16 protein-coding genes and 2 pseudogenes are annotated in these 23,872 nt (G+C 73.4%); 15 read left to right on the plus strand and 3 right to left on the minus strand.

Going from position 1 to position 23,872, the window contains the following annotated elements; all coding sequences use genetic code 11:
* The first annotated feature begins 13 nt into the window (after nucleotides 1-13).
* Nucleotides 14-772 (plus strand): hypothetical protein, encoded by a 759-nt coding sequence (locus ABD981_RS31045; protein WP_046909535.1) that lies wholly within the window; start codon nucleotides 14-16, stop codon nucleotides 770-772.
* Between the two features lie 141 nt (nucleotides 773-913).
* Complete coding sequence (locus tag ABD981_RS31050) at nucleotides 914-1,996, plus strand: glycosyltransferase family 4 protein (RefSeq protein WP_123954746.1); 1,083 nt, start codon at nucleotides 914-916, stop codon at nucleotides 1,994-1,996.
* A 121-nt stretch (nucleotides 1,997-2,117) separates the two neighbouring features.
* Here ABD981_RS31050 and ABD981_RS31055 read toward each other — a convergent pair whose 3' ends face one another.
* Nucleotides 2,118-3,740: a PucR family transcriptional regulator gene (locus ABD981_RS31055; protein WP_046909533.1), complete on the minus strand. Its 1,623-nt coding sequence runs from the start codon at nucleotides 3,738-3,740 to the stop codon at nucleotides 2,118-2,120.
* 161 nt (nucleotides 3,741-3,901) lie between these two features.
* Between ABD981_RS31055 and ABD981_RS31060 the strand changes: the two genes are divergently transcribed.
* Together ABD981_RS31060 and ABD981_RS31065 are read left to right on the plus strand one after the other, a co-directional pair.
* Complete coding sequence (locus tag ABD981_RS31060) at nucleotides 3,902-5,419, plus strand: APC family permease (protein WP_046909532.1); 1,518 nt, start codon at nucleotides 3,902-3,904, stop codon at nucleotides 5,417-5,419.
* A gap of 34 nt (nucleotides 5,420-5,453) precedes the next feature.
* The gene (locus ABD981_RS31065; RefSeq protein ID WP_046909531.1) at nucleotides 5,454-7,100 is read left to right on the plus strand and encodes a flavin monoamine oxidase family protein; all 1,647 of its coding nucleotides are present in this window, start codon (nucleotides 5,454-5,456) and stop codon (nucleotides 7,098-7,100) included.
* A 31-nt stretch (nucleotides 7,101-7,131) separates the two neighbouring features.
* On the opposite strand, the gene ABD981_RS31070 is transcribed toward ABD981_RS31065, so the two are convergent.
* Together ABD981_RS31070 and ABD981_RS31075 are read right to left on the minus strand one after the other, a co-directional pair.
* Nucleotides 7,132-8,514, minus strand: a complete 1,383-nt coding sequence (locus tag ABD981_RS31070; protein WP_046909530.1) for an FAD-binding oxidoreductase — start codon at nucleotides 8,512-8,514, stop codon at nucleotides 7,132-7,134.
* Between the two features lie 68 nt (nucleotides 8,515-8,582).
* The gene (locus tag ABD981_RS31075) at nucleotides 8,583-10,385 is read right to left on the minus strand and encodes a glycoside hydrolase family 15 protein (protein WP_123954745.1); all 1,803 of its coding nucleotides are present in this window, start codon (nucleotides 10,383-10,385) and stop codon (nucleotides 8,583-8,585) included.
* A gap of 485 nt (nucleotides 10,386-10,870) precedes the next feature.
* Here ABD981_RS31075 and pyrG point away from each other — a divergent pair, with 485 nt between their 5' ends.
* The 11 genes and pseudogenes from pyrG (at nucleotide 10,871) to ABD981_RS31130 (ending at nucleotide 23,842) form a co-directional block, all read left to right on the plus strand.
* On the plus strand, nucleotides 10,871-12,529 hold the full coding sequence (pyrG, locus tag ABD981_RS31080) for a CTP synthase (RefSeq protein WP_046909529.1): 1,659 nt from the start codon (nucleotides 10,871-10,873) through the stop codon (nucleotides 12,527-12,529).
* Nucleotides 12,530-12,616: 87 nt separating this feature from the next.
* Nucleotides 12,617-13,243: an NUDIX domain-containing protein gene (locus tag ABD981_RS31085; protein ID WP_046909528.1), complete on the plus strand. Its 627-nt coding sequence runs from the start codon at nucleotides 12,617-12,619 to the stop codon at nucleotides 13,241-13,243.
* Between the two features lie 207 nt (nucleotides 13,244-13,450).
* Nucleotides 13,451-15,467, plus strand: a pseudogene (locus tag ABD981_RS31090) (hypothetical protein).
* Nucleotides 15,468-15,648: 181 nt separating this feature from the next.
* A complete protein-coding gene (gene ald, locus ABD981_RS31095) occupies nucleotides 15,649-16,764 on the plus strand; it encodes an alanine dehydrogenase (RefSeq protein ID WP_046909526.1) in 1,116 nt (371 codons plus the stop codon).
* Between the two features lie 469 nt (nucleotides 16,765-17,233).
* Nucleotides 17,234-18,259 carry a ParA family protein gene (locus ABD981_RS31100; RefSeq protein ID WP_046909525.1) on the plus strand — a complete coding sequence of 342 codons (1,026 nt, stop codon included), beginning with the start codon at nucleotides 17,234-17,236 and terminating at the stop codon, nucleotides 18,257-18,259.
* Nucleotides 18,244-18,759 carry a hypothetical protein gene (locus ABD981_RS31105; protein WP_123954742.1) on the plus strand — a complete coding sequence of 172 codons (516 nt, stop codon included), beginning with the start codon at nucleotides 18,244-18,246 and terminating at the stop codon, nucleotides 18,757-18,759. The genes ABD981_RS31100 and ABD981_RS31105 overlap by 16 nt, the downstream gene beginning before the upstream one ends.
* Nucleotides 18,760-18,803: 44 nt before the next feature.
* Nucleotides 18,804-20,150 carry a segregation and condensation protein A gene (locus ABD981_RS31110; RefSeq protein WP_205628222.1) on the plus strand — a complete coding sequence of 449 codons (1,347 nt, stop codon included), beginning with the start codon at nucleotides 18,804-18,806 and terminating at the stop codon, nucleotides 20,148-20,150.
* A gap of 38 nt (nucleotides 20,151-20,188) precedes the next feature.
* Nucleotides 20,189-20,750: pseudogene (gene scpB, locus ABD981_RS31115) on the plus strand (SMC-Scp complex subunit ScpB).
* Nucleotides 20,750-22,009 (plus strand): pseudouridine synthase, encoded by a 1,260-nt coding sequence (locus tag ABD981_RS31120; protein ID WP_046909522.1) that lies wholly within the window; start codon nucleotides 20,750-20,752, stop codon nucleotides 22,007-22,009. Before scpB ends, ABD981_RS31120 begins: the two are co-directional and overlap by 1 nt.
* A 178-nt stretch (nucleotides 22,010-22,187) precedes the next feature.
* Nucleotides 22,188-23,105, plus strand: a complete 918-nt coding sequence (locus ABD981_RS31125) for an AAA family ATPase (RefSeq protein WP_046909521.1) — start codon at nucleotides 22,188-22,190, stop codon at nucleotides 23,103-23,105.
* Nucleotides 23,102-23,842 carry an NUDIX hydrolase gene (locus ABD981_RS31130; RefSeq protein ID WP_046909520.1) on the plus strand — a complete coding sequence of 247 codons (741 nt, stop codon included), beginning with the start codon at nucleotides 23,102-23,104 and terminating at the stop codon, nucleotides 23,840-23,842. Before ABD981_RS31125 ends, ABD981_RS31130 begins: the two co-directional genes overlap by 4 nt.
* Nucleotides 23,843-23,872 lie beyond the last annotated feature (30 nt).

A 23,872-nucleotide genomic window follows, 5' to 3' on the forward strand; every position in this document is an offset into this window, starting at 1 on the left:
TAGGCTGAACGGCATGATCAGGACAGGTGGCAGGGCCGCTTCGCTCGCCGTGGCCGCCGGGGTGTCCCGGGGCGTGTACGAGGGGCTGCGGCGGATCGGCGGACCCCGCTGGGAGCGGACGAACCACGCGGGGCGGGGCGTCCCCCTGTACGCGGGACCCGCGGTCGCCCTCGGTGCCGCCGCGGGGGCCGGGGCGGTGCCCGGCGGGGGGCCGGCCGTCCTCGCGGTGCTGGCGGCGGGGGCGTGCGGGGCGTACGGAGACGTCCGGGGCGACGTCCCCGGTGACGGTGACGGTGACGGTGACGGCCGCGGTGACGGCCGGCGCGGCTTCCGGGCGCGGCTCGCGGCGCTGCGGGAGGGCGAGGTGACCGCCGGGGCGGTCAGGCTGTTCGGGATCGGGGCCGCCTCCCTGGCGGCCGGGGCGCTGCTCAAGGAGCGGCCGCTGGACAAGGTCCTCGCGGCGACCGTCATCGCCGGGACCGCCCACCTGGTCGGCCTGGCCGACGGCCGGCCGGGCCGGGCCGGGCTCGTCGTCCTCGCGCTCGGCGCGCCGGGGCTGCTACGGGGGCCGCAGGCCGCCGCGCCCATGGGGGCCGTGGCCGCCGTCCTCGGCGACGACCTGGCCGAGGAGACCCTGCTCGGCGGCACCGGCGCGCACGCCCTCGGGGCGGCCGTCGGCGCGGCCGTCGCCGCCGGGAACGGACGGTTCGGGCTCGCGGTCCACGCGGCGGGGCTGGTCGCGGCGGCGGTGTACGGGGAGCTCGCCGACTGAGTCCGGGCCGGGGCGCACGCGCCACGTCATGCACCGGCCTCACCCGTGTGGGTGATCCCCGTCGGTAAGTTGAGGCGTCGGACACGGCAACGACGTCACTTCGGTGCCGGAACGTGCGTACGGACTGGCATCCTTGGGCGCGTGACACAGCTCCGTACGGTCCAAGTGCTCGGCGGCGGCGGCGCGGGAAGCAGCGCGCACGTCAGATCACTTGCCTCGGGGCTCGTGGCGAGGGGCGTGCGGGTGACCGTGTGCGCCCCGCCCGAACTCGATCACGCCTACGACTTCGCGGGCGCCGGCGCGCACTTCGTGCCGACGCCGCGGCACGGCGGCCCGACGGCCGTCACCGCGCTCCGCAACCTCTCCATCGGCGCGGACGTCGTGCACGCGCACGGTCTCGACGCCTCGGTGCGGGCCGCGCTCGCGCTGTCGGGCGGAGGGCCCCGGACGCCGCTGGTGACGACCTGGCACACCCGCAGCCGGCTGGCCGGCGCCCGGGCCGGGCTGGTACGGCTCCTGGAGCGGAGGACCGTGCGGGCCGCGGCCGTCGTGCTCGGCACCTCCTCGGAGCTGGTCGACCGGGCGCGGCGGCGCGGCGCCCGGGACGCGCGGCTCGCGCCGGTGACCGTACCGGCCTCGCGGGCGCCGGTCTGCCTGCACGACGGCAAGGCGCGGGCCGAACTCGGTGCCGTGGACCGGCCGTTGATCATGGCGGTGGGCGCGCTCCAGCCGGGGCGCGGGTACGGGATGCTGCTCGACGCGGCGCGGGTGTGGCGGGACCTGGATCCGCAGCCGCTGCTGGTCATCGCGGGGGAGGGGCCCGAGCGGCCGTTCCTGCAGCGGCGGATCGAGGCGGAGCGGCTGGGGGTGCGGCTGATCGGGCGCCGGGAGGACGTGGCGGAGCTGCTCGCGGCGGCGGACGTCGCCGTCCTGCCGTCCCGCTGGGAGGCCCGCTCCCACCTGGCGCAGGAGGCCCTCCGGCTCGGCGTGCCGCTCGTCGCGACGGCCGTCGGCGGTGTGCCGGAGCTCGTCGGCGACGCGGCGGAGCTCGTGCCGTACGGGGACGCGGAGGGGATGGCGGGGGTGGTGGGGGCGTTGCTCGACGACGCCGAGCGGCGGATGGATCTGGCGGCGGCGGGGCGGATGCAGGCGCGGACGTGGCCCACGGAGGACGAGACGATCGCGCACGTCCTGAGCGTCTACGACGAACTCTCGGCCCGCTAGGTCGTTGTCCGGAAGGTCCCGCCCGGCGCTACTTTCCGGCCGCGGCCCAGCCCCCGGCCGCCCGTGCCCGCCGCCCACGGCGGAACGAGTGACCGCGGGGGTGGGGGCGGCGGCCCGACGGCTACGGCGTGTGGCGTCTGGCCCGCAAGGCCAGGGAGAGGGCCAGGACCGTCTGGGGGTCGTCCAGGTCGGTGCCCAGGAGTTCGGAGATGCGGGCCAGGCGGTTGTAGAGGGTCTGGCGGTTGAGGTGGAGCTCGCGGGCCGTCTCCGCCTTGCGGCCCGCGTGGGCCAGGTAGGTCTCCAGCGTGGGCAGGAGCGGCGGGCGCGAGGTGCGGTCGTGGTCGCGGAGCGGGCCGATCGCGCGGTCCACGAAGGCCGCCAGGTCCGGGTGGTCCCGCAGCCGCCACAGGAGCAGGTCCGTGTCGAGGCGCCGGGCGTCGTACCAGGGGAGTTCGGACAGGCCCTGCGCCGCCGTGGCCGTCTCCGCGGCGTGCCGCAGGCCCGCCGAGGCCGCCGCCCAGCCGCCCGCGACGCCCACGACGACGACCGGCGGGTGGACGCCCGAGCGCTCCAGGCCGGCCCGCTCCACGCCCGCCCGCAGCGCCGCCGCGACCCGGTCGGCGACCGCGGTGCGCTCGGACTCGGAGCGCAGGCCGAGGAGGAGCGGCACCCGGCCCTCCACCGGGCGGACACCCAGCAGGACGGGGACGCCGACGGCGGAGAGCTCCTCCAGGACGGCCCGGGCGAGCAGCGCCCAGTTGCCGGAGGCGGAGAGCTCGGAGGCCAGCCGCATGACCACGGGGAGGAGCGGTCCCTCGCCCGGTTTGAAGCCGAGGACGCGGGCCTGGGCGGGGGCGTCCTCCGCCGAGATGCGGCCCTCCGCGAGGTCGGTCAGGAAGTCGCCGCGGCCGCGCGCCGCCAGCTCCTCCTCCTGCCGGGCCTGCATCAGGACGACCGCGAGCAGCCCGGCGGCCCGCTCGGCGGCCATCCGGTGCACGGGGGTGAGCGGCGAGGAGACGGCGAGCAGCACCAGCCGGGCCCGCACGCTGCCGGAGCCGGGGCCGCCGCCGGGCACGTCGACCAGGACGGAGCCGACCGGCGGCCCGGACTCCCGCGCCGCCCGTCCGCCGCGCAGCCCGTCCCAGACCTGGAGCGGGTCGGCCGGCCCGGACTCGGTGCCCGCCGCGTACAGGAGCTGTCCGTCGGCGGTCTCCAGGAAGACCGGGTTGAGCGAGAAGTCGGCGAGGATCCGCAGCACCTGCGGCACCCCGCCGCCGCCGAGCAACGCCTCGGTGCACTGCCGGTGGACCTCCTCGGCCTGCCGCTGGAGCGCGTAGTGGCCGTTGACGATCTCGGTGTGGATCTCCTCCGTGACGGCGACGAAGGGGACCTCGCGGTGCAGCTGGACGAGCGGGAGGCCGGCCGACCGGGCGGTCTCCACTATCGTCGCCGGCAGCCGGGCGAAGCGCGGGCCGAGCTCCACCACGAGCGCCGCGATGCCCCGCTCGGCGAGCCGCCGGACGAAGGCGCGCTGCTCGGCCGGCCGGGTGCCGAGCCCGAGCCCCGTGGTGAGCAGCAGCTCGCCGCCCTTGAGCAGCGAGGCGATGTTCGGCACCTCGCCGGCGTGCACCCAGCGCACGGTGCGGTGCAGCCGGTCGGCGCCCGCGACGACCTCGGGGAGCCCGCTGCGCAGGCCCGGCAGTTCGAGGGCCCGCTGCACGGTGATCCCGCCCTGATTGTCCATGGGGCCGGACGCTACCCGCGTCCGCGTTCCGGGGACATCACCGGGGCGTTACCGGACCCGACACGTCGTCCGCCAGGGCGACAACTCGTCGCTCCGTGGCGGGAATTGTGCGACCGACTGTCGATTGTGGCCTACGTCACGCACGAGGATGCTCTCGCGCCATGGCAGAGAACCCCACCCCAGAGGTCCACCGGCTCAAGGCGAACTCGGTCGGCCTCGTCGGAGTCGTCTTCATGGCGGTCGCCACGGCGGCCCCGATCACGGCGATGACCGGCAACCTCCCCATCGCCGTCGGTTTCGGCAACGGCATCGGCGCCCCGGCCGGCTATCTCTTCGCGACCGTCGTCCTGACCGTCTTCTCGGTCGGCTACGTCGCCATGGCGAAGCGGATCACCGCGGCCGGCGCCTTCTACGGCTACATCTCGCACGGCCTCGGCCGGATCGCCGGCATGGCCTCCGGCATGCTCGCCGTCCTCGCGTACATCGTCTTCGAGGCCTCCATCGTCGGCGTCTTCGCCTACTTCGCCAAGACGACCGTGGCCGACCAGCTCGGCGTGGACCTGCCGTGGATCGGGTACGCGGCGGTGATGCTCGCGGTCACCGCGGTCCTGTCGTACTTCGACATCAACCTGACCGCCAAGGCGCTCGGGGTGATGCTGGTGGCCGAGATCGCGGTGCTGTTCGCGGTCGCCACCGCCGTGCTGATCGCCGGCGGCGGCCCGGACGGCATCCCGGTCGAGCCGATCAACCCGAAGAACGCCTTCACCGGAGCCTCCGCCGGGCTCGGCCTCTTCTTCGCCTTCTGGTCCTGGGTGGGCTTCGAGTCGACCGCGATGTACGGAGAGGAGTCCCGCGACCCGAAGCGGGTGATCCCCAAGGCGACCCTGATCTCCGTCGTCGGCGTCGGGCTGTTCTACATCTACGTCTCCTGGATGACGATCGCCGGCAACGGCCTGACCGGTTCGGTCAAGCTGTCCGCCTCCGCCAGCCCGCTGGACCTGTTCTTCGCGCCCACCGAGTCCTTCATCGGCGCCTGGGCCGTCGACGCCTTCCAGTGGCTGCTGCTCACCGGCTCCTTCGCCTGCGGCATGGCCTTCCACCAGTGCGCCTCCCGCTACCTCTACGCGATCGGCCGCGAGGGCTTCCTCCACCCGGCGCTCGGCCGCACCCACGCCCGGCACGGCTCGCCGTACATCGCCTCCTTCGTGCAGAGCGTCATCGCGGTCGTCCTCGTCGGCGCCTTCTGGCTCACCGGCCAGGACCCGTACATCCACCTCTACACGCTGCTCGCGATCCTCGGCACGATGGCGATCCTGATCGTGCAGACCCTCTGCTCCTTCGCCGTCATCGGCTACTTCCGCAAGAACCACCCCGAGGACCGGCACTGGTTCAAGACGCTCGTCGCCCCGCTCCTCGGCGGCATCGGCATGGTCGCCGTCGTCGTCCTGCTGATCATGAACATGGAGACCGCGGCCGGGCTCGCCGCCGACTCCCTCTTCTTCAAGGCCATCCCCTGGGTCGTCGGCCTGGTCTTCTTCGGCGGCCTCGGCCTCGGCTTCTACCTGAAGGCCCGGCGCCCCGAGCGCTACGAGATCATCGGCCGGATCGTCCTGGAGGACGCCGCCGAGCGCACCGACACCGACGCGGAGCCCGCCCCCGCCGCCGTACCGCAGAGCTGATCCCTCCACCCGGACGATCTCCCAGGAGCGCCCCATGGCACGCACCAACCCGATGCACCTCCTGAAGAAGCTGGCCGCCGAGCACGCCGAGGCCCGGCGCCTGAACCTCCCCGTCGACGAGCTGCGCGGCCTCAAGGCCGACGGGCCCGGCAGACGGACCCTGCTCCGGTACGCGGCGGCGGCCGGACTCACCGCCTCCGCCGTCTCCGCCGGCACGGCCCTGCCCGCCGCGGCGGCGACACCGCCCGGTCCGCCCGTCAAGGACACGGCCCGGGTGGCCGTCGTCGGCGCGGGCATCGCCGGGCTCACCGCCGCCCTCACCCTCCAGGACGCCGGCCTCAGCCCGGTCCTCTACGAGGCCAACCCCGCCCGGGTCGGCGGCCGCATGTGGACCCAGCGCGAGCACTGGGCCTACGGGCAGACCTCCGAGATCGGCGGCGAGCTCATCGACACCAGCCACAAGAAGATCCTGGAGCTGTGCCGCCGCTTCGGCCTGGCCACCGAGGACTTCCTCGGCGGCGGCCCCAACGGAGCGGAGGAGGTCCTCTGGTTCGGCGGCGCCTACTACCCGCGCGAGCAGGCCGACGTCGACTTCAACGCCGTCTACCAGGCGCTCCACCGCGACCTCGTCGACGCGGGCGAGGTGAAGTGGAACCAGACCACGCCCACCGGCACCGCGCTCGACGACATGTCGCTGTACGAGTGGATCGAGAGCCGCGTCCCCGGCGGCCACTCCTCGCCGCTCGGCCGTTTCCTCGACGTCGCCTACAACGTCGAGTACGGGGCCGACACCACCGACCAGTCCGCGCTCGCCCTCGTCCTGCTCATGGGCTACCAGACCAATCCGGGCAACTTCAACGTGTGGGGCCTGTCCAACGAGCGCTACCACGTCGTCGGCGGCAACGACCGGCTCCCGAACGCCGTCGCCGGGGCGCTGAACCCCGGCACCCTGCGCATGGGCTGGTCGCTGGAGGCCGTGCGCGCCAACGCCGACGGCACCCAGACGCTCACCTTCACCGAGGCCGGCGCCACCCGGACCGTCACCGCCGACCACACCGTGCTGTGCGTACCGCTGCCGATCCTCCAGCGGCTCGACCTGAGCCGGGCCGGCTTCGACCCGCGCATGACCGGCCTGCTGCGGGACGCCCGGATGGGCTACTGCACCAAGCTCAACATGCAGTTCGCCACCCGCCCCTGGCGCGGCACCGGACCCTGGCCCGGGGTCTCGGCCGGGGACTGCTTCACCGACGGCGAGGTGCAGCAGACCTGGGACACCACCAAGATCCAGGGCGGCACCGGCGGCATCCTCCTCCAGTACGGCGGCGGCAGCCTGGCCAGGTCCCTCACCCCGGGCACGCCGTTCGCCACCGAGTCCGACCCGTACGTGCGCGGCCTCGTCACCCGCTACCTGGCGGGCATCGACGCCTTCTTCCCCGGCACCTCCCGGGCGTACACGGGCCGCGCCCAGCTCTCCGCCTGGCACAAGAACCCCTACGCGCTCGGCGCCTACTCGTACTGGCCGGTCGGCTACCTGCACCGCTACGCCGGGTACGAGGGCACCGCGCAGGGCCGGATCCACATCGGCGGCGAGCACTGCTCGTACGACTTCCAGGGCTTCATGGAGGGCGGTGCGACCGAGGGCGAGCGGGCCGCGAAGGAGGTGATCGCCGCGCTGCGGTGAGCCGGGGCGGGCCGAGCCGGGGTGATCCGGTTCAGCCGGCCGGGACGATGTTCTGGTTGAACCGGAACACGTTCTCGGGGTCGTAGGCGGCCTTCACGGCGGCGAGCCGGCGGTAGTTGTCCTCCCCGAACGAGGAGACGATCCGCTGCTCGCCCTCGGCGCCGACGAAGTTCAGATACGTCGCGTCGAGCGCCCAGGGCCGCACGTCGGAGCGGACGTCGTGCACCCACTGCCGCGCCGCCTCGTCGTACGCCGGGTCCTCCCAGGTCGCGAACGGGTGCACCGCCCAGGGCGCGGTGCGCCACGGCTGCGGGTACCCGGAGGGCCCGGCGGCCACGGCCCCGCCCATCAGGAAGAGCACGTGCTGGGTGGCCGTGGACGCGGGGATCCCGGCGCCGCGGTCGCAGAAGACGTCCACGGCCTCGTCCGGGAACTCCCGCAGGTACTCGGCCGACCAGTAGTTCCGCAGCCCCGGCGGGTCGTCCATCATCGACTGCAGGTCCGCGTACGGGATGTCGGTGACGACCTCCACCGCGGGCTCCAGCGCGAACAGCGGCGCGGCGAACTCGCGGAGCTCCCCGACCGGCCCGGCGTGGGTGAACAGCGCCCCGCAGACCAGCTTGCCGACCAGGTCCTCGGGGATGAAGGGCTCCGGGGGCGCCGGCAGGTAGATGGCGCCGCCGCCCATCTCGTCGGGCGCGACGGCCCCGAGGTCCCGGAAGGTGCGCACCACCTCGGGCGCCCTCTCGGGCAGGTACAGCAGCATCGACATGCTCATCCGGGGGAGCGGGTGCACCCGCATCGTGAGCGAGGTCGCCACCCCGAAGTTGCCGCCGCCGCCGTGCAGGGCCCAGAACAGGTCCGGGTTCTCCTCGTCGCTGGCGTGGACGTGCTTGCCCTCCGCGGTGATCAGGTCGACGGCGAGCAGGTTGTCGCTGGCGAGACCGAACTTCCGCTCCAGCCAGCCCGAGCCGCCGCCCAGGGTGAAGCCGCCCACGCCCGTCGTGGACACCCGCCCGCCGGTCGTCGCCACCTGGAACGGCTGGCAGGCGTGGTCCAGGTGGGCCATGGTGGCCCCGCCCTCGATCCGTACCGTCATGTCCTCCGGGTCCACGACCACGGCGTGCATCCGGCGGAGGTCGACGACCAGCGCGCCGTCGATCACGGAGGTCCCGGCGACGCTGTGCCCGCCGCCGCGCACCGCGATCGGCAGCCCGGCCTCGCGGCCGAACAGGATCGCGTTGGACACGTCGGCCTGGTTCGCGCACTGGGCGATCACCGAAGGACGCCGGTCGATCATGCCGTTGTGCAGGGTGCGGGCCTCGTCGTAGCCCGGACCGCCGGGGGTGATCACCTCACCGGCCAGGTCCTCGACCAGTCCGGCCAGGGCGCTCTCGGAGATGTGGGGAGCCATGGGAGCCCCCCTTTCGTACGGGGGGACGGGACCTTCCCATCGTAGGTCCGGCCCCCCGGCGGCGCTCCTCAGCCTCCGTACGCCCCGCTGGCCGTCAGCCGCAGCGCCGTGTCGATCAGCGGGACGTGGCTGAAGGCCTGCGGGAAGTTGCCCACCTGACGCTGGAGCCGGGGGTCCCACTCCTCGGCGAGCAGCCCCAGGTCGTTGCGGAGCGAGAGCAGCCGCTCGAAGAGCTTGCGGGCCTCGTCGACCCGGCCGATCATCGCCAGGTCGTCGGCGAGCCAGAACGAGCAGGCCAGGAACGCGCCCTCGTCGCCCTCCAGGCCGTCCACGCCCGCCTCGTCGCCGGCGGTCGGGTAGCGCAGCACGAAGCCGTCCTCGGTGGACAGCTCCCGCTGGATCGCCTCGATCGTGCCGATCACCCGCTTGTCGTCCGGCGGCAGGAAGCCCATCTGCGGGATGAGCAGCAGCGAGGCGTCCAGCTCCTTGGAGCCGTAGGACTGCGTGAAGGTGTTGCGTTCCTTGTCGTAGCCCTTCTCGCAGACGTCCCGGTGGATGTCGTCGCGCAGCTCGCGCCAGCGCTCCAGCGGGCCGTCGGCGTCCCCGGACTCGATCAGCTTGATGGTGCGGTCGACCGCCACCCAGGCCATCACCTTGGAGTGCACGAAGTGCCGGCGCGGGCCGCGCACCTCCCAGATGCCCTCGTCGGGCTGGTCCCAGTGGGTCTCCAGGTAGTGGATGAGCTTCAGCTGGAGCAGCGAGGCGTAGTCGTTGCGGGACAGGCCCGTCATGTGCGCCAGGTGCAGGGCCTCGGTGACCTCGCCGTACACGTCGAGCTGGAGCTGGTTGGCGGCCCCGTTGCCGACCCGGACCGGGCCGGAGTTCTCGTACCCCGGCAGCCAGTCCAGCTCCGCCTCGCCGAGCTCCCGCTCGCCCGCGATGCCGTACATGATCTGCAGGTTCTCGGGGTCGCCGGCGACGGCGCGCAGCAGCCAGTCCCGCCAGGCGCGGGCCTCCTCGCGGTAGCCGGTGCGCAGCATCGAGGAGAGGGTGATCGCCGCGTCCCGCAGCCAGGTGTAGCGGTAGTCCCAGTTGCGGACGCCGCCGATCTCCTCCGGCAGGGAGGTGGTCGGCGCGGCCACGATCCCGCCGGTCGGCGCGTAGGTGAGCGCCTTCAGGGTGATCAGGGAGCGGACCACGGCCTCCCGGTAGGGGCCGTGGTACGTGCAGTGCTCGACCCACTCGCGCCAGAACTCCGCGGTCGCCGCGAGGGAGCCCTCGGGGTCCGGCAGCGACGGCGGCTCCTTGTGGGAGGGCTGCCAGGAGAGCGTGAAGGTGATCCGGTCACCGGGGGTGACGGTGAACTCGGAGTAGGTGGTGAGGTCCTTGCCGTGGGTCTCGGCGTCGGTGTCCAGCCACACCGAGTCGGGTCCCGCCACGGCCACCGTGCGCTCGCCGACCTTGTGCACCCAGGGGACCACCCGGCCGTAGCTGAACCGCATCCGCAGCGCGGAGCGCATCGGCACCCGGCCGCTGATCCCCTCGACGATCCGGATCAGCTGCGGGGCCCCGTCGCGCGGGGGCATGAAGTCGGTCACCCGGACCGTGCCGCGCGGGGTGTCCCACTCGGACTCCAGGACGAGCGAGTCGCCGACGTAGCGGCGGCGGTCGGCGTGTGGAGCGGGTGAGCCCTCGGGGCCGGCGGGGGCGACCCGCCAGAAGCCGTGTTCCTCGGTGCCGAGCAGCCCCGCGAAGACGGCGTGCGAGTCGAAGCGCGGCAGGCAGAGCCAGTCGACACTGCCGTCCCGGCAGACCAGGGCGGCGGTCTGCATGTCTCCGATGAGTGCGTAATCCTCGATGCGCCCGGCCACGTGCTTCACTCCAGTCGAACGGCCACGTCGCCCCGCGGGGCGCTTACAGGTCAGCGGTCAGGGGATCGTTGACGAGCTCTTGGTCCGGGGGAGGGCGGGGGTGGTGCCGTGCCGGTCCGGCTCGGCAGCGCGTGTTCCGAGCAGGATACGACGCACCCTAGTGACCGAAGGCGCCGATCTTGTAACGCCGTTGATCCGTTCGGGTGAACGGGTCTTGACCCCGGCCAAGACCCCGGCCGTGCCCCCTCCGCGGTTCCCGGGCCGAGCCGCCCGGCGGACGGCGTGTCGCGGTACGTGTGCACCCGACTGCCCCGTGTGGCCGGAAGCGGTCTCCCGATGTCGCTGATACCCTGGTACCCCGTGGACCGGTGGGAAACGGCGACAGCCGAGGACCCCGCAACCGCAGCGACGGCACCCCCCGATTCTTCCGGAGGGGACGCCGGTACGCACCTCCAGAACGCGACCACGGGAGCCCCCTCTTGGCGATGCCGCCCAACACCACGACGACCAAGCACATCTTCGTCACCGGGGGTGTCGCCTCCTCCCTCGGCAAGGGCCTGACCGCCTCCAGCCTGGGTGCGCTCCTCAAGGCCCGCGGCCTGCGGGTCACGATGCAGAAGCTCGACCCGTACCTGAACGTCGACCCGGGCACGATGAACCCCTTCCAGCACGGTGAGGTGTTCGTCACCAACGACGGCGCCGAGACCGACCTGGACATCGGCCACTACGAGCGCTTCCTCGACGTCGACCTCGACGGCTCGGCCAACGTCACCACCGGCCAGGTCTACTCGCAGGTCATCGCCAAGGAGCGGCGCGGCGAGTACCTCGGCGACACCGTCCAGGTCATCCCGCACATCACCAACGAGATCAAGTCCCGCATCCGCCGCATGGCGACGGACGACGTGGACGTCGTGATCACCGAGGTCGGCGGCACCGTCGGCGACATCGAGTCGCTGCCCTTCCTGGAGACCGTCCGCCAGGTCCGCCACGAGGTCGGCCGCGACAACGTCTTCGTCGTGCACATCTCGCTGCTGCCCTACATCGGCCCCTCCGGCGAGCTGAAGACCAAGCCGACCCAGCACTCGGTCGCCGCCCTGCGCAACATCGGCATCCAGCCCGACGCGATCGTGCTGCGCGCCGACCGCGAGGTCCCGACCGCCATCAAGCGCAAGATCTCGCTGATGTGCGACGTCGACGAGGCCGCGGTGGTCGCCGCCATCGACGCCAAGTCGATCTACGACATCCCGAAGGTGCTGCACTCCGAGGGCCTGGACGCCTACGTCGTCCGCAAGCTGGACCTGCCCTTCCGCGACGTGGACTGGACCGTCTGGGAGGACCTCCTGGACCGCGTCCACAACCCCGACCACGAGGTCACCGTCGCGCTCGTCGGCAAGTACATCGACCTGCCCGACGCGTACCTCTCGGTCACCGAGGCCATGCGGGCCGGCGGCTTCGCCAACAAGGCCCGGGTCAAGGTCAAGTGGGTCACCTCCGACGACTGCAAGACCCAGGCCGGCGCCGAGAAGCAGCTCGGCGACTGCGACGCCGTCCTCATCCCCGGCGGCTTCGGCGACCGCGGCGTGAGCGGCAAGGTCGGCGCGATCCAGTACGCCCGCGAGAACAAGGTGCCGCTGCTCGGCATCTGCCTCGGCCTGCAGTGCATCGTCATCGAGGCGGCGCGCAACCTCGCCGACATCCCCGAGGCCAACTCCACCGAGTTCGACCCGGCCACCGCGCACCCCGTCGTCTCGACGATGGAGGAGCAGCTGGCGTACGTCGAGGGCGCGGGCGACCTGGGCGGAACGATGCGCCTGGGCCTCTACCCGGCCAAGCTCGCCGAGGGCTCCGTCGTGCGCGAGGCCTACGACGACCAGCCGTACGTGGACGAGCGCCACCGTCACCGCTACGAGGTGAACAACGCGTACCGCGCGGAGCTGGAGAAGAAGGCCGGTCTGGTCTTCTCCGGCACCTCCCCGGACAACAAGCTGGTGGAGTTCGTCGAGTACCCGAAGGACGTCCACCCCTACCTGGTCGCCACCCAGGCGCACCCGGAGCTCAAGTCCCGCCCGACCCGCCCGCACCCGCTCTTCGCGGGCCTGGTGAAGGCGGCCGTCGAGCGCAAGACGGGCAAGCCGGCCCAGTAGTCGCCTGGCGTTACCGTTGCCGGGGTACGGGTCCCTTCCGGGACGCGTACCCCGGTTTTCGTACGTGGCCATGCGGGAGGACAGCTGATGCAGGTGCAGGACACCCCGGAGGAGTGGCGGGTCGTCGCCACCACCACCCCCTTCAGGGGAGCCAAGACGAGTGTCCGCACGGACGACGTGGTCATGCCGGACGGCTCCGTCGCCCGACGCGACTACCAGGTGCACCCCGGCTCGGTCGCGGTCGTCGCCCTCGACGAGCGGGACCGGGTCCTCGTGATCAAGCAGTACCGGCACCCGGTGCGCGAGAAGCTCTGGGAGGTCCCGGCCGGGCTGCTCGACGTGGTCGGCGAGAACCCGCTGCACGCCGCCCAGCGGGAGCTGTACGAGGAGGCGCACGTCAAGGCCGAGGACTGGCGGGTCCTCGTGGACGTCTTCCCCAGCCCCGGCGGCTCCGACGAGGCCGTGCGGATCTTCCTCGCGCGCGGGCTGTCCGAGGCGGAGGGCGAGCGGTACGAGGTCTCCGACGAGGAGGCCGACATGGAGCTGGCCCGGGTCCCGCTCGCGGAGCTGGTCCGCGGCGTCCTCGCCGGGGAGCTGCACAACACCTGCCTGGTGGTGGGCCTCCTCTCGCTCACGGCCGCGCTGAACGGGGACGGGCCGGACGCGCTGCGGCCCGCGGACGCGCCCTGGCCGGCGCGCCCCTTCGAGGCGTAGTCCCGGGCCCCGGGCCCGGTCGGGGCCGGGGCGGGCACGGCGTGGCGCGCGACGCCACGCCGCCGGTCAGACAATCCAGTGATCCGATCGGGGGATTTGTCCGCCGCGCTCCGCCGGGTCCGCGCCGTGCCCTGAACTACGCTCGGAAGCGCCCGTGCGGACCCCCCGCGGGATCGGCTCGTGCGCAGGTGGACGGGAGAGTGGCCCGTGACGGATCAGGCGGTCGGGGGTCCCCCCGGACGGAGTCCGGGAGACGTGGGCGCCTCGCGGTTCTACGGTCGCCAGCGGGAGTTGAAGGCCCTGCGTGCCGACATCCAACGCACCGGCCTCGACACCCTCACCGGCCGCAAGGCCCCCCGCGCGCGGGTCCTGCTGATCGCCGGCAAGCCCGGCTCCGGGCGCACCGCCCTCGCCGAGGAACTGGTCGCCGGCCTCGCCGCCGACTACCCCGGCGGGGTGTTCCGGGTCCGGCTCACCGAACCCGGCGGCGACCCCGTCCCCACCGGCCGGGCCGCCCAGGAACTCCTCGCCGCGCTCGGTGTCGCCGAGCCCCCCCGGCGCCGCCGAGGACGAGCTCGCCTCCCTGGTCCGCGCGGCCTTCGCCGACCGCAGGGCGCTCCTGCTCCTCGACGACGCCGTCGACGCCGAGCAGGTCGACCCGCTGCTCCCCGACAACCCGGACAGCCTGGTCGTCGGCGTCGCCCGCGGCCCGCTCACCGGCATCCCGGACGTCCGGCCCTGCACCCTCGGCGGCCTCGACCCCAAGTCGGCCATCGAACTGCTCACCTCCTTCACCGGCTCGGTCCGGGTCACCGTCGACCCGCAGGCCGCCGAGACCCTCGCCGAGGAGTGCGGCGGACTGCCCGGCGCGCTGGTCCTGGCCGGCGGCTGGCTCGCCGCCCGGCCCAAGGCCTCCGTCGCCGATCTCGCCAAGCGGCTGCGCGCCCTCACCGGCGACCCGGTCACCCGCGCGTTCACCCTCGTCCACGCCTCGCTGCCGCAGCCCGCCGCCCGGATACTGCGCCACCTCTGCCTCGCCCCGCTGGGCCGGGCGGACGCCCACACCGCCTCCGCGCTGGCCGGCTGCTCGGTCTCCGCGGCGACCGCCACCCTCGCCGACTTCGCCGCGCTCGGTCTCGTCCGGGAGGTCCCGGACGGGGACGGGCAGTACGAGCTGCCCGCGCACCTGGTCCCGCTGCTGCGCGAGCAGCTGCAGGAGTGCGACCGGCCGGCCGAGACGCAGCTGGCCCGGGCCCGGATGCTGGAGCGGACCGTGCGGCTGCTCCAGTCCGGCCGCGCGGTCACCGAGCCGGAGGGCTCCCCGGCCCGCCGCAGGCTGGCGGGGCTGCCCCGCGCCCTGCGCTTCCCGAACGCCGCCACCGCCGCCGCCTGGCTGGACAGCCGCCGGCCCGTGCTGCTCGCCGCGGCCCGGCTCGCCGTCGCCGACGGGGAGCTCGACACCCTGGCCCGCCGGCTGATCGCCGCCCTGGTCCGGGCGCTGGCCGCGCACCGGGGCGCCGAGGCGGCGGCCCCCGACCTCTACGGGCTGCACCGGCTGGTGCTGGACGTCGCCGAGCGGCGCGGGCTGCACCGGGAGCGGGCCGCGGCCCTGCTGAACCTGGCCGACCTGGATGCCAGGACCGGACGCACCCAGGACGCATTGCTGCGATATCGGTCGGCTTTGGAGGCCGGCAGGGAAGCAAATGACCCGTACGCGGTGGGTCGCGCAATGGAATCCGTAGGTGGGGCCTATCAGGAGCTGGGGGACTGGCACCGGGCCGGCGACTGGTACGGGCGGGCGCTGGCCCAGCGGCTGGCCCGTGACGAGCGCGCCGACCAGGCCCGGCTCTACGGCCGGCTCGGCGCGGTGCACACCTACGCGGGCCGCTACGGCGAGGCCCTGCGCAGCTGGCGCGCCGCCGCGTCCGGCTACCGCAGGCTCGCCGATCTCCCGGGCTACGCAAGGGCGTTGAGCGAGGCGGCCCGGGTCCAGGAGTACGCGGGCCGTCCCGAGGAGTGCCTGCGCAGCTGCGAGGAGGCGGTCGAGTGGGCCCGGCGCGCCAAGGACGTACGGCTCCAGGCGGCGCTCCAGCTCCGGCTCGCGGACACCCTGGACCGGCTCGGCGACCCGGCGGCGGCGCGACTGCACAGGTCGGCGGCGGAAAGACTGCTGGGAACCGGTTCCTCCGCCTACGAAATCCGTAGTGCTTCTGTCGAAGATTAGTACTTTGAAAGGCTAGACAGCGGGAACTCCTTCATTAGACTGGTTGAGCCGCGTTCGGTCGCGGTCTGTGCCGGTGTGCCGCAGTGCATCCGGGTATGTATGGCTTTGCCGGGCTTTCCCCGGTGCGGCCACACCGCAGTCACCCCCGTCTTCCCCCCTGATTCAAGGACCGTGATCGACGATGAAGGTCGGCATCCCCCGCGAGGTCAAGAACAACGAGTTCCGCGTGGCCATCACCCCTGCCGGTGTCCACGAGCTCGTCCGCAACGGCCACCAGGTCTTCATCGAGCAGAACGCCGGTGTCGGCTCCTCGATCACGGACGAGGAGTACGTCGGCGCCGGCGCCGAGATCCTCGCCACCGCCGACGAGGTCTGGGCCACCGCCGACCTGCTGCTCAAGGTCAAGGAGCCGATCGCGGAGGAGTACCACCGCCTCCGCAAGGACCAGACCCTCTTCACCTACCTGCACCTCGCCGCCTCCAAGGAGTGCACGGACGCCCTCCTGGAGTCCGGCACCACCGCCATCGCGTACGAGACGGTCGAGACCGCGAACCGCGCGCTCCCGCTGCTCGCCCCGATGTCCGAGGTCGCGGGCCGCCTGGCCCCGCAGGTCGGCGCCTACCACCTGATGCGCTCGGCCGGCGGCCGCGGCGTGCTCCCCGGCGGCGTCCCCGGCACCCACGCCGGCGAGTGCGTGGTCATCGGCGGCGGCGTCTCCGGCTGGAACGCCGTGCAGATCGCCATCGGCCTGGGCTTCCACGTGACCCTGCTCGACCGCGACATCAACAAGCTCCGCGAGGCCGACAAGATCTTCGGCACGAAGGTCAAGACGATCGTCTCCAACGCCTTCGAGCTGGAGAAGGCCGTCGTCGAGGCGGACCTCGTCGTCGGTGCCGTCCTCATCCCCGGCGCCAAGGCCCCGAAGCTGGTCACCAACGAGCTCGTCGCCAAGATGAAGCCCGGAAGTGTCCTTGTCGACATTGCCATCGACCAGGGCGGCTGCTTCGAGGACTCCCACGCGACCACCCACGCCGAGCCGACCTTCCAGGTCCACAACTCGGTCTTCTACTGCGTCGCCAACATGCCGGGCGCGGTCCCGAACACCTCCACCTACGCCCTCACCAACGCCACGCTGCCCTACATCGTGTCGCTGGCGAACAACGGCTGGGTCGAGGCGCTGCGCCGTGACGCCGCCCTCGCCAAGGGCCTCAACACCCACGACGGCAAGGTCGTCTACAAGGAGGTCGCCGAGGCCCACGGTCTCGAGCACGTCGAGCTGAGCACCCTCATCGGCTGACCCTCCGCACGCTCCACACAAGAGGAGAAACGGTCGGTCAACGCCTTCCGTCAACCTCACGCATCGGGCCGGACCTTGTCGAGCAAGGTCCGGCCCGATGTGCGTCCGGACACGTTCCGACGCCTGGTCAACTCGCCTCGAACGTAACTCTTTAACCGTTTCGCGCACCCCTGAAACGTACGGTTCCATGCCTGCGCACCCTTGACAGCGGGGTGTTCGGTTGCCGACACATCGGGCCGGGTCCGGCGGATTGTGTTGCTGCGGACCGGTGACACGCCATAGAGTCGCCAACCGTCGGCATGGTGCCACGCTGACCTATCGATAAATGTTCCTGGTCACATCCAAGGAGGTAAGACGACTTGTGAATGAGTCGACATTTACTCCCGGGGGTGCGGAGCCAGGAGCCCCGATCGGCTCCGTCGCGGTGCGGACCTTCGCGACGCACCAGCCCATGACGCCAGCCCATACGATGAAGATGACGGACGGCCTACACGTGAACGCCACGGCCGGCAACGAGATGGGCCGAGAGTCCACCCACTTCGCCGCCTTTGACGAGGTGCCCGAGGGGCACTTCTACGACCCCGACGCCGAGTACGAGCCCGACCCGGAGTACGCGGCCACCCTCGCACCCGACGCTGCCCGCCAGCGCCGCGAGCGGATCGGCCCCACCGGACGGCCCCTGCCGTACTTCCCGATCCCGGGCCCGCTGACCGACCACGGTCCCGCGAAGATCATCGCGATGTGCAACCAGAAGGGCGGCGTCGGCAAGACCACGTCGACCATCAACCTGGGCGCCGCGCTCGCCGAGTACGGACGGCGGGTCCTGCTCGTCGACTTCGACCCGCAGGGAGCCCTGTCGGTCGGCCTCGGCGTGAACCCGATGGAGCTCGACCTCACCGTCTACAACCTGCTCATGGAGCGGGGCATGTCGGCGGACGAGGTGCTGCTCAAGACCGCGGTCCCCAACATGGACCTGCTCCCGAGCAACATCGACCTCTCCGCCGCCGAGGTGCAGCTGGTCTCCGAGGTCGCGCGCGAGTCCACGCTCCAGCGCGCCCTCAAGCCGCTGATGAACGACTACGACTACATCGTGATCGACTGTCAGCCCTCGCTCGGCCTGCTGACCGTGAACGCCCTGACGGCCGCTCACAAGGTCATCGTGCCGCTGGAATGCGAGTTCTTCGCGCTGCGCGGCGTGGCCCTGCTGACCGAGACGATCGAGAAGGTCCAGGAGCGGCTCAACCCCGACCTGGAGCTCGACGGCATCCTCGCCACGATGTACGACTCGCGGACGGTGCACTCGCGCGAGGTGCTGGCGCGCGTCGTCGAGGCCTTCGACGACCACGTGTACCACACGGTGATCGGCCGTACGGTGCGCTTCCCGGAGACCACCGTCGCCGGTGAGCCCATCACCACGTACGCCTCCAACTCCGTGGGCGCCGCCGCCTACCGTCAGCTCGCCAGGGAGGTGCTCGCCCGGTGTCACGCCGAGTGAGTCTGCCCGGCGCCGACGAACTGTTCCGTACGACCGGGGGGATGGCGCTCCAGGCGTCCTCGCCGCGCCGGGCCGTCCCGGCCCCGGCGGGGGAGAGCGACACGGCGGCCTCGGAAGGCGGGGCGGGCGGGGCGGAGCACGCCTCCGCCGACGCCGATCCGTCCGAGCCGCGCGCCCGCACGGCGGAGGCGGAGGCCCCGGCCCCCGCTCCGTCGAAGACCCCGGCCGCCGCCCCCGCCTCCACCCAGGCGGCCCGTCGGCGCGCCCGCGCCGCCAACCGGCGGCCCAGCGGGCGTGAGCGCCACGACGAGAAGATCACGGTCTACGTCTCCGCCGAGGAGCTGATGGACCTGGAGCACGCGCGCCTGGTGCTGCGCGGCGAGCACGGCCTCGCGGTCGACCGCGGCCGGATCGTCCGCGAGGCGGTCGCCGTGGTCCTGGCGGACCTGGAGTCCCGCGGCGACGCGAGCATCCTCGTCCGCCGCCTGCGCGGCCGCTGACGGTAGCCTGCGGGCTCCCGCACCCCCGCTCCACCAGGACCTCGATGCCCCACCCCCCTGACGAAACGTCCCGCCCGCCCCGCCGCCGCCTCCTGGGCCGCGGACCGGGGTCGGCCCCGCCGCCCCTCCCCGGTCCCGGCGAGCCGGCCCCGCCGGCCGAGCCCGCGGACCCGGGGGCGCCGGAGGGGGCGTACGGGGCCGAAGAGGGCGCGTACGGGGCCGAGGAGGGCGCAGAGGAGGCGTACGGCGCCGAGGAGGTCCTCGCGAGGCCCGACGGCGCCGGGAAGGGCTCCGCGGAGCCCAGGAGCGCCGAGGCGCCCGGGGCGGCCCACGACGCCGTGGACGTCCCCGCCGCGCCCCACGCTGCCGCGCACGCCCCTTGTGAGCCCCTGGCCGCCGGGGGTGCCCCTGTCGACCCCGGCGGCGCCGGTGGGGTGCTCATCCCCGAGCCCGCGGAGCCCGTGCCCGTCGCCGACGCGCCCGCCGGCGCCGACGCGCCCGCCGGCGCCGACGCGCCCGCCGACGGGCGGTTCACCGTGCGGCTCGCGAACTTCGAGGGGCCGTTCGACCTGCTGCTGCAGCTCATCTCCAAGCACCGGCTCGACGTCACGGAGGTCGCCCTCTCCAAGGTCACCGACGAGTTCATGGCGCACATCCGCGCCATGGGCCCCGACTGGGACCTCGACCAGACCACCGAGTTCCTGGTCGTCGCCGCCACGCTGCTCGACCTCAAGGCCGCCCGGCTGCTGCCCGCGGCCGAGGTGGAGGACGAGGCCGACCTCGCGCTCCTGGAGGCGCGGGACCTGCTCTTCGCGCGGCTGCTGCAGTACCGCGCGTACAAGCGGATCGCCGAGATCTTCGCCGAGCGCTGGGAGGCCGAGGGGCGCCGCCACCCCCGCACCGTCGGTCTGGAGCCGCACCACGCCGAGCTGCTGCCCGAGGTCGTCATCTCCATCGGTGCCGAGGGCTTCGCCGCCCTGGCGGTCAAGGCCATGCAGCCGAAGGCCGAGCCGCAGGTGTACGTCGACCACATCCACGCGCCCCTCGTCAGCGTCCGCGAGCAGGCGGGGATCGTCGTCGCCCTGCTGCGCGAGCGCGGCGTGCTGAGCTTCCGGGAGCTCGCCGAAGGGGCCGGCGACACGCTCACCGTCGTCGCGCGCTTCCTGGCGCTCCTGGAGCTCTACCGGGAGAAGGCCGTCGCCCTCGACCAGGAGACCGCCCTCGGGGACCTCACCGTCTCCTGGACGGGCGGGGAGACGGACCCGTCGGGGGCCGTCACCGACGAGTTCGACCAGGAAGACCCCGCCGACCCCGCCGACCCCGCCGACCCCGCCGGCCCCGCCGGCCGGACCGAACGCACCGACCCCGCAGACCAGGAGGCCGCCCCGTGAGCGAGCTCGACCTCAAGCCCGCGCTCGAAGCCGTCCTGATGGTCGTCGACGAGCCGGCCACCGAGGCCCACCTCGCCAAGGTGCTCGACCGCACCCCCCCGCGAGGTCGCCGACGCCCTGCGCGAGCTCGCCGACGAGTACACGGCCCAGGGCCGCGGGTTCGAGCTCCGGGTGGTCGCCGGGGGCTGGCGGTTCTACACCCGCGCCGCGTACGCCCCCGCAGTCGAGGCCTTCGTCCTGGACGGGCAGCAGGCCCGGCTCACCCAGGCGGCCCTGGAGACGCTGGCGGTCGTCGCGTACCGCCAGCCGGTCAGCCGCTCGCGGGTCTCCGCGGTGCGCGGAGTGAACTGCGACGGGGTCATGCGCACCCTCCTCCAGCGGGGTCTGGTGGAGGAGGCGGGCGCGGAACCCGAAACAGGTGCGATCCTGTACAGGACGACGAACTACTTCCTGGAGCGGATGGGCCTGCGCGGCCTGGACGAGCTCCCGGAACTTGCACCCTTCCTCCCCGAGGCGGAAGCGGTGGAGCCGGACTCCCTGGAGGGGGTCCCCTCGTTCGATCCGGACGAGGACGAGACTGACGAGACTACGGAAGACTGATGCGAAGCAGCAGCGGCAGGAACAGCAGCGGAAACAACGGCGGGAGCCGTGGTGGCAACAGCGGCGGCCGCGGCGGCAGCAGCGGTGGCGGCTACCGGGGCGGCTCCGGCTCCGGTGGCGGTGGCCGGGGTGGCTCCGGCGGTGGCGGCGGCTACCGCGGTGGCAGCGGCTCCGGTGGCGGTGGCCGGGGCGGTTCCGGCGGTGGCGGCGGCTACCGCGGTGGCTCCGGCTCCGGTGGAGGCGGCGGTTACCGGGACGACCAGAAGCGCCAGAGCAGCCCGCGTCGGCCCCGCCCCGAGGAGCGGAGCTACGACGTGGACGGCCTCGCCGGTCGTCCTTCCGACGGCCCGAAGCGCGGTCGCGGCGACGCCGCCCGCGGCGGTGCCAAGGGCGGTCCGAAGCAGTCCCCGAACCGCGGCGGCGGCCGCACGGCCCCGGCGCGCTCGCGCGAGTACGACGTCCGCGCCGAGGAGCGCAACCGCGAGCGGTACGCCAACAAGCCGGAGATCAAGACCCCGAAGACCTTCCCGGGCGCCGAGCAGGAGGGCGAGCGGCTGCAGAAGGTGCTCGCCCGCGCCGGCTACGGCTCGCGCCGCGCCTGCGAGGAGCTGATCGAGCAGGCCCGCGTCGAGGTCAACGGCGAGATCGTGCTGGAGCAGGGTCTGCGCGTGGCGGACAAGGACGAGATCCGGGTCGACGGCCTGACCGTCGCCACCCAGTCGTACCAGTTCTTCGCGCTCAACAAGCCGGCCGGCGTCGTGTCCACGATGGAGGACCCCGACGGCCGCCAGTGCCTCGGCGACTACGTCACCAACCGCGAGACGCGGCTCTTCCACGTCGGCCGGCTCGACACCGAGACCGAGGGCATCATCCTGCTCACCAACCACGGCGAGCTGGCCCACCGTCTGACCCACCCCAAGTACGGCGTGAAGAAGACCTACCTGGCCGCCATCACCGGCCCGCTGCCCCGCGAGGTCGGCAAGCGGCTGAAGGACGGCATCCAGCTGGAGGACGGCTACGCCCGCGCCGACCACTTCCGGGTCGTCGAGCAGACCGGCAAGAACTACCTGGTCGAGGTCGTGCTCCACGAGGGCCGCAAGCACATCGTGCGCCGGATGCTGGCCGAGGCCGGTTTCCCGGTCGAGAAGCTGGTCCGCACCGCCTTCGGCCCGATCACCCTGGGCGACCAGAAGTCGGGCTGGCTGCGCCGCCTGAGCAACACCGAGGTCGGCATGCTGATGAAGGAAGTCGGCCTGTAGCCGTCATCGGCACCGAGGGCATCGGCCGGTGGGCCCGCCCTCAGGACCCCTCGCAGAGGCCCGTGACCGCCGCCCGGCGGGCACGGGCCTCCGTGCGTTTTTCGTCCTTGTGTGCGAACGCCCCCGGCTTTATAGTCAGGATGACTTTTAAACGGTACGGGGTGGGGAGGCGACCGCGATGAAGCGTTACGGGCACGGCCTGGTCCTCGGCGCGTTCTGCCCTCCGCACGCCGCCCACCACCGCCTCGTCCGCACCGCCCACGAGCGCTGCGAGCGGCTCACCGTCCTCGTCCGCGGCTGCCCCGACGACCCGCTGCCGCTCGCCGAGCGGGTCGCCTGGATGCGCGAGATCCACCCCGAGGCCCTCGTCGCAGGCACCACCGGCGACGACCCCCTCGGCGCCGTCCGCGAGCCCGTGGACGCCGTCTTCACGCCCGAGCGCCCGGCCGAGGACGTCCTCGCCGATCCCGCCGCCCACTGGGACCTCCTGGAGGCGCCCGTGCGGGCCGCGCTCACCCGGCGCGTCGTCGTCCTCGGCGCCGGGCACACCGGCACCACCACCCTGGCCCGCGCCCTCGCCGCCCACTACCGCGCCCGCGGCGGCGTCTGGGCCCGCACCCGGTACGTCCCCGAGTACGCGCCCGAGTACCGCGCCGCCCGCGACGGGGCGCCGCTGCGCTCCGGGGACTTCCCGCTCATCGCCCTGGGCCAGGCCGAGCGCGAGGAGGAGGCGGCGCGGGACGGCTCGCCGGTCCTCGTCTGCGACACCGACGCCTTCACCGTCACCATCCGCCACGAGCGCCAGCTGGGCACCCGCAGCGCCGACACCGGCGAGATAGCCGCCCGCGCCCGCCACCACCTCTGGCTGCTCACCGACCACCGCGGGGTGGAGTCCCCGGTACCGGAGGGCCGCGAGGAGGCCGCCGACCCCGAGGGTGACGAGCGCCTGCGGTCCTGGACCACCGCCCGGCTGCTCACCCAGCTCACCCGCACCGGCCGCCCCACCGCCGTCCTGACCGGACCGCACGAGGAACGGCTCGCCGCGGCCGTCGCCGCGGTGGACGCCCTGCTCGCCACGCCCCCGGAGCGCCGATGACCACGGCCCACCCGGCCCTGGAGGGTTACGACCCCCGCGCCTTCGAGCCCTTCGCCCTCACCGCGGACCTCGCCGTGCTCACCGTCCGCGAGGGCCGGCTGCACGTCCTGCTCGTCGAACGCGGCCAGGAGCCCTACGCGGGCAGCTGGGCCCTGCCCGGCGGCTTCGTGCTGCCCCACGAGTCCGCCGAGCGGGCCGCCCGCCGCGAACTCGCCGAGGAGACCGGCCTGTCCGGCGCCACCGTCGCCCGGCTCCACCTGGAGCAGTTGCGCACCTACAGCGATCCGGACCGCGACCCCCGGAAGCGGGTGGTCTCCGTCGCGTTCGCCGCGCTCGTGCCCGACCTGCCCGAGCCGCGCGGCGGCGGGGACGCGGCCCAGGCCCGCTGGCTGCCGTACGAGACGGTCCGCGGGCTCGCCTTCGACCACGACCGGATCCTCGCCGACGCCCGCGAACGCGTCGGCGCCAAGCTGGAGTACACCTGCCTCGCCACCGCCTTCTGCCCGCCCGAGTTCACCCTCGGCGAGCTGCGGCAGGTGTACGAGACGGTCTGGGGCGTCCCGCTCGACCGCCCCAACTTCCGGCGCAAGGTCCTCGCCACCCCCGGCTTCGTCCGGCCCGTCGAGGCACCGCCGCGCCGCACCGGCGGACGGGGGAAACCGGCCGCTCTCTACCGGGCGGGAGAGGCCACCGCGCTGCACCCGCCGCTGCTGCGACCGGAAGGACGATCCGCGTGACCCGCACGACGAAGAAAGCCGCGACCGGGG

This window comes from Streptomyces showdoensis, assembly GCF_039535475.1.
Classification (GTDB): Bacteria; Actinomycetota; Actinomycetes; order Streptomycetales; family Streptomycetaceae; genus Streptomyces; species Streptomyces showdoensis.

Coding starts and splice junctions, on each gene's coding strand:
- ABD981_RS31045 (WP_046909535.1), top strand. CDS start 14: ATGATCAGGACAGGTGGCAGGGCCGCTTCGCTCGCCGTGGCCGCCGGG.
- ABD981_RS31055 (WP_046909533.1), bottom strand. CDS start 3,740: ATGGACAATCAGGGCGGGATCACCGTGCAGCGGGCCCTCGAACTGCCG.
- ABD981_RS31060 (WP_046909532.1), top strand. CDS start 3,902: ATGGCAGAGAACCCCACCCCAGAGGTCCACCGGCTCAAGGCGAACTCG.
- ABD981_RS31065 (WP_046909531.1), top strand. CDS start 5,454: ATGGCACGCACCAACCCGATGCACCTCCTGAAGAAGCTGGCCGCCGAG.
- ABD981_RS31070 (WP_046909530.1), bottom strand. CDS start 8,514: ATGGCTCCCCACATCTCCGAGAGCGCCCTGGCCGGACTGGTCGAGGAC.
- pyrG (WP_046909529.1), top strand. CDS start 10,871: ATGCCGCCCAACACCACGACGACCAAGCACATCTTCGTCACCGGGGGT.
- ABD981_RS31085 (WP_046909528.1), top strand. CDS start 12,617: ATGCAGGTGCAGGACACCCCGGAGGAGTGGCGGGTCGTCGCCACCACC.
- ald (WP_046909526.1), top strand. CDS start 15,649: ATGAAGGTCGGCATCCCCCGCGAGGTCAAGAACAACGAGTTCCGCGTG.
- ABD981_RS31100 (WP_046909525.1), top strand. CDS start 17,234: ATGAAGATGACGGACGGCCTACACGTGAACGCCACGGCCGGCAACGAG.
- ABD981_RS31110 (WP_205628222.1), top strand. CDS start 18,804: ATGCCCCACCCCCCTGACGAAACGTCCCGCCCGCCCCGCCGCCGCCTC.
- ABD981_RS31120 (WP_046909522.1), top strand. CDS start 20,750: ATGCGAAGCAGCAGCGGCAGGAACAGCAGCGGAAACAACGGCGGGAGC.
- ABD981_RS31125 (WP_046909521.1), top strand. CDS start 22,188: ATGAAGCGTTACGGGCACGGCCTGGTCCTCGGCGCGTTCTGCCCTCCG.
- ABD981_RS31130 (WP_046909520.1), top strand. CDS start 23,102: ATGACCACGGCCCACCCGGCCCTGGAGGGTTACGACCCCCGCGCCTTC.